This window comes from Sphingomonas sp. Leaf412, assembly GCF_001425405.1.
Taxonomy (GTDB): Bacteria; Pseudomonadota; Alphaproteobacteria; order Sphingomonadales; family Sphingomonadaceae; genus Sphingomonas.
This window is the reverse complement of sequence record NZ_LMQP01000001.1, coordinates 402,952-410,934: the sequence shown is the minus strand read 5'-3', so window position 1 is coordinate 410,934 and position 7,983 is coordinate 402,952. Positions and strand designations below refer to the sequence as shown.

The following is a 7,983-nucleotide window of genomic DNA, read 5'->3' as shown; positions in this document are numbered from 1 at the left end:
GGGGGGCCGATGTCTCACCGAGGGCAGCGCCTGTGGCGGCCCCTCACCCAAACCCTCTCCCCGCCGGGGAGAGGGCTCAAGCCCTGTCCTACATCGCCGTCCTTAGCGTAGAAGGACCGCCCCTACCCGCCGCTCTTTCTCACCCCCGCCCCATCGCGCGAATCGCGCCGCCGCCCGTCGTCGCGCCATCCGCGCAATAACGCGCGATCGATTCAACATTCGCAACATTCGCGAATCGCCGCCGAAGCGAAAACAACGACTTAGCCGCGCGGCGCCTCGACCGGCACCGACTCGGGCGTCGCGGGATGCATCGCCTGATACGCGATCGCCACCGCCCAGCCCGCCAGCAGCGCCAGCACGACCCACGTCACCAGGATGCCGCCGGCACGGAACGGATTGGGGACCGGCCGCATCATGCCCAGCGGATGCGCGATCCGCGCCACGACGAAGGCGGCGCCCGCGATCCACAGCCACGTCGGCGATCCGCCGGCCAGCTCGATGCCCGCGATCAGGATCAGGACGAACGGCGCATATTCGGTGAAATTGGCGTGCGCCCGCATCCCCGCCAGCATCACCGGATCGCCGCCGTCGCCGACCGATATCCCCTTCAACCGACCGCCCACCAGCCGCAGCGCAAGCCACAGGTTGATGACGGCACAGGCCGCCGCGATCGTCAGCGTCACCGGAAGCAGCATGGTCGTTCCCCCAAAAAGCACGTGGCCGAAGCGTGGCAGTCGGCGCGTCGGCTTGCAACGGCCTGCGAAATCGCTATAGGCGCGGACACTTCGCGATGCGTGCCGATTGCCCGGCTGCTCTGCCGCGGCCGGCTTCACCGTCGGTCGCGTGGGCGTCGGGTCGGTCCATCGCTACCAGAAACGTGAAAGACAAGGTGCCGCAATGGCCGTTCCCAAGCGAAAGACCAGCCCTTCCCGTCGCGGCATGCGCCGGTCGCATGATGCATTGTCGGTCGAGGCGTTCCAGGAATGCCCGAACTGCGGCGAACTGAAGCGTCCGCACAACCTGTGCAGCGCCTGCGGCCACTATAATGGTCGCGAGGTCGTCTCCGTCGACGCCTGACCGTCGGGGTCGTTGAGGAGCGAGAACGCATCATGAGCGACAGTCCCCGGATCGCCGTCGACGCGATGGGCGGTGATGAGGGGCTGGCGGTCATGCTGGCCGGGGTGGCGCGTGCGCGCCGCCAGCACGCCGAGAAGGGCGGGGACATGAGCTTCCTGCTGGTCGGCGACGAATCCGCGATTCGCGCGGGCCTGTCCGCGCATCCGAACCTCGAACGCCATTCCGACATCGTCCACGCCCCCGACGTGATCGCGGGCGACGAGAAGCCGAGCCAGGCGCTGCGCCGCGCGAAGACGACGTCGATGGGCGTCGCGATCGACTGCGTGAAGAAGGGCCTGGCCGGCGCCGCGGTGTCGTCGGGCAACACCGGCGCGTTGATGGCGATGGCGAAGCTGTCGCTGCGCACGATGCCGGGAATCGACCGTCCCGCGCTCGCCGCGCTGCTGCCGACGCTGGGCGACAACGACGTGGTGGTGCTGGACCTGGGCGCCAACACCGATTGCGACGCGCGCAACCTGGTGCAGTTCGCGGTGATGGGCGCGGCCTATGCCCGCACCACGCTCGACCTCGCCTCCCCCCGCGTCGCGCTGCTGAACATCGGCAGCGAGGATCAGAAGGGCACCGGGGAGATCCGCGACGCCGCCACCGCGCTGCGCACCGCGGCGCACGTGAACATGACCTTCACCGGCTTCGTCGAGGGCGACCGCCTGTCGCGCGGCGATCACGACGTGATCGTGTGCGACGGCTTTTCCGGCAACATCGCGCTGAAGACCGCGGAGGGGACGGCGCGGTTCGTCGCCGACCTGCTGAAGCGCGCGTTCCGCAGTTCGGTCCGGTCGAAGCTGGGCTTCCTGATCTCGCGCCCCGCGACCGAATTGCTGCGTGACCACCTCGACCCGAACAATCACAACGGCGCGGTCTTTCTCGGCCTCAACGGCCTCGTGCTGAAAAGCCACGGCAGCGCCAACGAGCGCGGGGTCGCCACCGCGATCGGCAATGCGGCGAAGATGGTGCGCGCCGACCTGGCGCGCCGCATCGCCGAGGATCTCGGCAATTTCGACGCGAAGGTCGCGGCATGATCCGTTCCGTCCTGATCGGCACGGGCTCCGCGCTGCCCGCACGGCGCGTCTCCAACGCCGAACTGGCGGAGCGGGTCGACACGACCGACGAATGGATCGTCGAGCGCACCGGCATCCGCTTCCGTCACATCGCCGCGCCGGAGGAGACGACCGCGACCCTCGCCGCCGACGCCTGCCGCGCCGCGCTGGACGCCGCGGGAATCGCCGCGACGGACATCGGCCTGATCGTGCTGGCGACCGCGACCCCCGACCAGACCTTCCCCGCCACCGCGACGAAGGTGCAGGCGATGCTGGGCATCGACGATTGCGTCGCGTTCGACGTCGCGGCGGTATGCTCCGGCTTCCTCTACGCGGTGCAGGTCGCGGACAGCATGCTGCGCACCGGCGCCTATGCCCGCGCGCTGGTGATCGGCGCGGAAACGTTCAGCCGCATCCTGGACTGGGAGGATCGCACGACCTGCGTCCTGTTCGGCGACGGCGCGGGCGCGATCGTGCTGGAAGCGCAGGAAAGCGACGAGAAGACCGGACGCGGCATCCTGGCCTCGAAGCTGCACGCCGACGGCCGCCACAACGGCCTGCTGTACGTCGACGGCGGGCCGTCCACCACGGGCACGGTCGGAAAGCTGCGGATGAAGGGACGCGAGGTCTTCCGCCACGCGGTCGTCAACCTGGCGAGCGTGATGGAGGAGGCGCTGAAGGGCATCGACCTCACTCCCGCCGACGTCGACTGGGTCGTGCCGCACCAGGCGAACGCCCGCATCCTGGACGCCACCGCGCGCAAGCTGTCGCTGCCGCCCGAGCGCGTCGTCGTGACCGTCGACCGCCATGCGAACACCTCCGCCGCATCGGTCCCGCTCGCGCTCGACACCGCGGTCAGGGACGGACGGATCCAGCCGGGACAGATCGTGGTGCTGGAGGCGATGGGCGGCGGCTTCACCTGGGGCGCCGCGGTGGTGCGCTACTGATTCGACAACATTCGCCGTCGTGGCTAGCCTTGCCGTCGCGACCGCCAGATTCATCGGGGAACAAGGGACCGACATGACCGAAGCCAGCACGTTGACCCGCGCGGACCTCGCCGAATCGCTTCACAAGAACATCGGCCTGTCGCGCGCCGAATCCTCGCGTCTGGTGGAGCAGGTCCTGCATGAGATGTGCACGGCGCTCGCCGGCGGCGAGAATGTGAAGATCTCCGGCTTCGGCACCTTCGTCCTGCGCGACAAGGGCGAGCGCGTCGGCCGCAATCCCAAGACCGGGGTCGAGGTGCCGATCGCGCCGCGCCGCGTGCTGACCTTCCGCGCCAGCCAGATGATGCGCGACCGCATCGTCGGCGCCGGTTGACGCGGATGGCGTCGGACGAGAAATCCGCCGGCGCCTTCCGCACCATCGGCGAGGTCGCGGCGGCGACCGGCGTCGCGCCGCATGTCCTGCGCTATTGGGAAGCCCGCTTCCCGCAGCTACGCCCGGTCACGCGCGCGGGCAACCGGCGGTATTACCGTCCCGCGGACGTGGCATTGGTCGCCCGCATCGCGACGCTGCTGAACGTGCAGGGCTACACGCTGGCCGGCGCGCAGAAGCTGCTGGCGGGGGAGCGCGGCGGGGCCCCGGCACCGAAGCCCGCCCCCGACGACCTGCGCGCGATCCGCGACGCCCTGGCGCGTGCGATCGCCAACGACTGACCGTCAGCGCGGCGACAGCCCGTGCGTGAGGAGCCGGGCGACGACGTCGGCGATGTCGTCCACCGACCGGTCGTCCGCCCAGACGCCGAATCGCAGGCCCAGGAACACGTTCATCCCCATGATCGCCCAGGCATGGACCTCGTCCACCTCGTCCACCTCGGCGGCCACGTCGCCCCGCGCCGCGGCGGCGCGCAACCGCACCTCGATCCGTTCCGCGGTGGAGGCGTAATGGCGCCGGAAGCTGTCCGGATCGACGAACTCCGCCTCGTCGATGATGCGATAGATTTCCTTGTGCGCACGCACGAAGTCCAGAAACGAGGCGAGCCCCGCCCGCTCCGCCGCGACCTGCCCGTCGGCGGCGCGGATCGCGGGCGCGACGTGAACGCGGACCCGTTCCGACAGGTCGGCGACCAGGGCGCGGAACACCGCGTCCTTCGAATCGAAATAGGTGTAGAAGCTGCCGAGCGCGACGCCCGCGCGCCGCGTGATGCCGCTGATGGAGGCGTCGTGGAAGCCGCGCTCCCCGAACTCGGCCACCGCCGCGTCCAGGATCGCGCGCTGCGTCCGCCGCCCGCGCTCGGTACGCGGCGCCTTCCGATCCCCCTCGATCGAATCCTCTCCGGTCATGTCAGCCTTTTCTCTTGTCGACCAAGTTGAAACTCGGTTCAGGTTTCATTATAGGCGCGGCTCAGGAAGGGCAACCGGGCGTAACCGGGGCCGTCAAGGGGAGGATCGAAATGGCGCGGATCACACGCACGTGGCTGAATCTAGGCGCGAGCGTCGCGGCGCTGGCGGCGGCACCGGCCCATGCGCAGGACGGCACCGTCGCCGACGCGCAGGCGACGACCGCGGCGGAGCAGGCGGCGGAGGAAACCGGCGACGTCGTCGTCACCGCGCGCCGGCGCGAGGAGACGCTGATCGACGTACCGATCGCGATGTCGGTGGTGTCGGGCGACGCATTGACGAAGATGGGGGCGGTCGACATCACCGCGCTTCAGGACAAGACGCCGAACCTGACGTTGCAGATCGCGCGCGGCTCCAACTCCACCCTCATCGCGTTCAGCCGCGGCGTCGGGCAGCAGGATCCGCTGTGGGGGTTCGAGCCGGGGATCGGCCTGTACATCGACGACGTGTACGTCGCGCGGCCGCAGGGCGCAGTGCTCGACATCTTCGACGTGCAGCGGGTCGAGGTGCTGCGCGGGCCGCAGGGCACGCTGTACGGCCGCAACACGATCGGCGGCGCGATCAAGTACGTGACCAAGCGGTTGGGCAACGAGTTCGCCGGACAGGCGCGCGCCAGTTATGGCTCCTATGACCAGGTCGACCTGATCGGGCAGGTGACGGTGCCGGTCACCGATACGCTGTCGGTCGGCGCGGCGATCGCGAAATACTGGCGCGACGGCTATGGCCGCAACCTGACGACGGGCGCGGATCAGTATGACAAGGACGTGCTGGCGGCGCGCGTGTCCGCCGAATGGTCGCCGACGACCGACGTGTTCGTCCGCGTCGCGGGCGACCGGACGCTCGACCGCTCGAACCCGCGCCACGGCACGCGGTTGCAGGGCAACGGCACCGACCCGCGCTACGCACCGACCCGCAGCGTCTACGACACGCGCGCGGGCATCGGCGACGACAACCGCGTGCTGGCGCAGGGCGTATCGGTGACGGGGGAGTTCGGCCTGTCGGACATGCTGACCTTCAAGTCGATCAGCGCCTATCGCGAAGGATCGACCAACACGGTCATCGACTTCGACAATACCGCCTTGCCGACGCTGGACGTTCCCGCGGAATATGACGACTGGCAATTCACGCAGGAAGTGCAGCTGCTGGTCGAGGCGGACCGGTTGCAGGGCGTCGTGGGGCTCTACTACCTCGATGCCAACGCCTCCGGCGCGTTCGATACCGTGCTGGGCCTGCTGAATACCACGACGCTGACCTCCGGTGAGGTGCGGACGAAGAGCTATGCCGCGTTCGGCGACCTCAGCTTCGACGTGACCGAGCGGCTGAAGCTGTCGGGCGGGCTGCGCTACACCAGGGACGACAAGCGCGGGACGGTGTTCCGCCGCAACTATACCGGCATCCGCAGCCCGCAGTTCGGCAATGCCGGCGCGGTGCCGGGCCTGATCCGCACGGATTACACCAACGACCGCACGTTCGACGCCTTCACCCCGCGCGTCTCGATCAGCTACGAACCGGTCACCGACGTGAACGTCTATGCCTCCTGGGGGCAGGGGTTCAAATCGGGCGGGTTCGACATGCGCGGCGACGCGGTGTTCACGCCGACGACGGTCAACGGCTACGAGCCAGAGCGCATCTCCAGCTACGAATTAGGCATGAAGGGGGCCTTCCTGGATCGGACGCTGTTCGTGAACCTGGCGGGTTATTATTCGCGCTACAGCGATCAGCAGGTGACGGTGCAGGTGCCCAACGTCGCGGGCGGGATCGCCAGCTTCGTCGACAATGCGGGCAAGGCCGACATCTACGGCCTGGAGCTGGAGACGCGGATCGTGCCGACGCGCAATTTCTCCGCGCAGGCGTCGTTCGGATACACCAATGCGGACTACAAGCAGTTCCTGACCTTCATCGGCGGCGGCACGACCCCGGTCGACGTCGCGGACCAGCGCGTGTTCCAGAACACGCCGCAGTTCACGGTCAACGCCAGCTTCACCGCCTCGACCGATTTTGCGGGCGGTACCCTGTCGGTCACCCCCGACGTGGCGTTGCGCAGCGACTACAGCCTGTTCGAGATCCCGACGCCCGCGCTGGATCAGGACGGCTACGTACTGGCGAACGCATCGGCCAACTGGCTGTCGGGTGACGGCAAGTATCGCGTCGGCGTCGCGCTGCGCAACCTGACCGACGCGCGCTATCGCGTCGGCGGGTATAATTTCCCCGGCGCGTTGTTCGGCAATTCCATCATCGGGTACTACGGCCCGCCGCGCACCGCGACGGCGACGATGGAGGTGCGGTTCTGAGCCATTCCAAGATCGCGACGCCCGGCAGCAGGCCGGGCGTCGTGCTGGCGATGTTGTTGCTGGTCTATACCTTCAACTTCCTCGACCGGCAGATCCTGTCGATCCTGGCGCAGCCGGTGAAGGCCGACCTCGGCCTGACCGATTCGCAACTGGGCATGCTGGGCGGCTTGGCCTTCGCGATCCTGTATTCGACGCTGGCGATTCCGCTCGCGATGCTGGCCGACCGGACCAGCCGGACGTGGGTCATCACGATCAGCCTGGGCGTGTGGAGCGCGTTCACCGCCTTGTGCGGGACGGCGACCGGTTTCGCGCAGATGTTCGCGTTCCGGCTGGGCGTCGGGGTCGGCGAAGCGGGCGGTGTGGCGCCGTCCTATGCGGTGATCGCGGATACGTTTCCGCCAGAGCGGCGGGCGCGGGCGCTGTCGATCTATTCGCTCGGCATCCCGCTGGGCGCCGCCACTGGCGTGTTGCTGGGCGGCTATATCGCCGCGGCGGTGGAATGGCGCGCGGCGTTCGTCGTCGTGGGGCTTGCGGGCCTTGCCATCGCACCGCTGTTCCGCTGGCTGGTGAGGGATCCGCCGCGTTCGGCGCCGGTGGCGGGCGAGCCGGTGGGGCGGGTGTTCGCGATCCTGGCGGCCAAGCCTGCCTTCTGGCTGCTGGCGTTCGGTGCGGCGGCGGGGTCGATGTGCGGCTATGGCGTCGCCTTCTGGCTGCCCAGCCTGATGCAGCGCAGTTTCGGCCTGTCGCTGACGCAGACGGGGCAGTTCATCGGAGCGCTGCTGTTGACGGGCGGGGTCGCAGGGATCCTGCTGGGGGGCGTTCTGGGCGACCGGCTGGGAGCAAGAGACCGGCGCTGGTATGCGCTGCTGCCTGCGATCGCCTATGTGCTGGGGACGCCGTTGTTCGTCGCGGGCGTCATGTCGAAGAGCGCAGGCGCGGCGTTCGCGCTGTTCGTGGTGCCGCAGGCGTTGGTCTATGTCTGGCTCGGGCCGGTGCTGACCGCTGTCCAGCATCTGGTGCCGGGACGGATGCGCGCGACGGCGTCGGCGTCGTTCCTGCTTATCAATAATTTGATCGGGCTGGGGCTGGGGAGCTGGGTGATCGGGCGGTTTTCCGATGCCCTGACCCCGGCCTATGGCGCGGAGGCGTTGCGGCATGCGGTGGCGGGGGCGTTGC

At 68.9% G+C, this 7,983-nt stretch carries 9 protein-coding genes; 7 read left to right on the top strand and 2 right to left on the bottom strand.

What is annotated here, in order from left to right; all coding sequences use genetic code 11:
- Positions 1–260: 260 nt before the first annotated feature.
- Positions 261–695: an MAPEG family protein gene (locus ASG29_RS01845; RefSeq protein ID WP_055979322.1), complete on the bottom strand. Its 435-nt coding sequence runs from the start codon at positions 693–695 to the stop codon at positions 261–263.
- A gap of 202 nt (positions 696–897) precedes the next feature.
- Here ASG29_RS01845 and rpmF point away from each other — a divergent pair, with 202 nt between their 5' ends.
- The 5 genes from rpmF to ASG29_RS01820 all read left to right on the top strand — a co-directional run bounded on the left by rpmF (position 898) and on the right by ASG29_RS01820 (position 3,832).
- On the top strand, positions 898–1,077 hold the full coding sequence (gene rpmF / locus ASG29_RS01840) for a 50S ribosomal protein L32 (protein WP_055979319.1): 180 nt from the start codon (positions 898–900) through the stop codon (positions 1,075–1,077).
- Between the two features lie 32 nt (positions 1,078–1,109).
- Positions 1,110–2,156 (top strand): phosphate acyltransferase PlsX, encoded by a 1,047-nt coding sequence (plsX, locus tag ASG29_RS01835; RefSeq protein WP_055979317.1) that lies wholly within the window; start codon positions 1,110–1,112, stop codon positions 2,154–2,156.
- Positions 2,153–3,121 (top strand): beta-ketoacyl-ACP synthase III, encoded by a 969-nt coding sequence (locus tag ASG29_RS01830; RefSeq protein WP_055979314.1) that lies wholly within the window; start codon positions 2,153–2,155, stop codon positions 3,119–3,121. The genes plsX and ASG29_RS01830 overlap by 4 nt, the downstream gene beginning before the upstream one ends.
- Before the next feature lie 73 nt (positions 3,122–3,194).
- A complete protein-coding gene (locus ASG29_RS01825; RefSeq protein ID WP_055979311.1) occupies positions 3,195–3,494 on the top strand; it encodes an integration host factor subunit alpha in 300 nt (99 codons plus the stop codon).
- 5 nt (positions 3,495–3,499) lie between these two features.
- Positions 3,500–3,832: a MerR family transcriptional regulator gene (locus tag ASG29_RS01820; protein WP_055979309.1), complete on the top strand. Its 333-nt coding sequence runs from the start codon at positions 3,500–3,502 to the stop codon at positions 3,830–3,832.
- Between the two features lie 3 nt (positions 3,833–3,835).
- Here ASG29_RS01820 and ASG29_RS01815 read toward each other — a convergent pair whose 3' ends face one another.
- A complete protein-coding gene (locus tag ASG29_RS01815; RefSeq protein WP_055979306.1) occupies positions 3,836–4,459 on the bottom strand; it encodes a TetR/AcrR family transcriptional regulator in 624 nt (207 codons plus the stop codon).
- Positions 4,460–4,569: 110 nt separating this feature from the next.
- Here ASG29_RS01815 and ASG29_RS01810 point away from each other — a divergent pair, with 110 nt between their 5' ends.
- Both ASG29_RS01810 and ASG29_RS01805 read left to right on the top strand, forming a co-directional pair.
- Positions 4,570–6,807, top strand: a complete 2,238-nt coding sequence (locus ASG29_RS01810; RefSeq protein WP_055979303.1) for a TonB-dependent receptor — start codon at positions 4,570–4,572, stop codon at positions 6,805–6,807.
- 50 nt (positions 6,808–6,857) lie between these two features.
- On the top strand, positions 6,858–7,983 hold a 1,126-nt coding region (locus ASG29_RS01805; protein WP_055980696.1), incomplete at its 3' end, for a spinster family MFS transporter.

Bases quoted from the DNA above. Each gene is read 5' to 3' on its own strand.
- ASG29_RS01820 (WP_055979309.1), top strand. From the start codon at position 3,500: ATGGCGTCGGACGAGAAATCCGCCGGCGCCTTCCGCACCATCGGCGAG.
- ASG29_RS01825 (WP_055979311.1), top strand. From the start codon at position 3,195: ATGACCGAAGCCAGCACGTTGACCCGCGCGGACCTCGCCGAATCGCTT.
- ASG29_RS01830 (WP_055979314.1), top strand. From the start codon at position 2,153: ATGATCCGTTCCGTCCTGATCGGCACGGGCTCCGCGCTGCCCGCACGG.
- ASG29_RS01810 (WP_055979303.1), top strand. From the start codon at position 4,570: ATGGCGCGGATCACACGCACGTGGCTGAATCTAGGCGCGAGCGTCGCG.
- plsX (WP_055979317.1), top strand. From the start codon at position 1,110: ATGAGCGACAGTCCCCGGATCGCCGTCGACGCGATGGGCGGTGATGAG.
- ASG29_RS01815 (WP_055979306.1), bottom strand. From the start codon at position 4,459: ATGACCGGAGAGGATTCGATCGAGGGGGATCGGAAGGCGCCGCGTACC.
- rpmF (WP_055979319.1), top strand. From the start codon at position 898: ATGGCCGTTCCCAAGCGAAAGACCAGCCCTTCCCGTCGCGGCATGCGC.
- ASG29_RS01845 (WP_055979322.1), bottom strand. From the start codon at position 695: ATGCTGCTTCCGGTGACGCTGACGATCGCGGCGGCCTGTGCCGTCATC.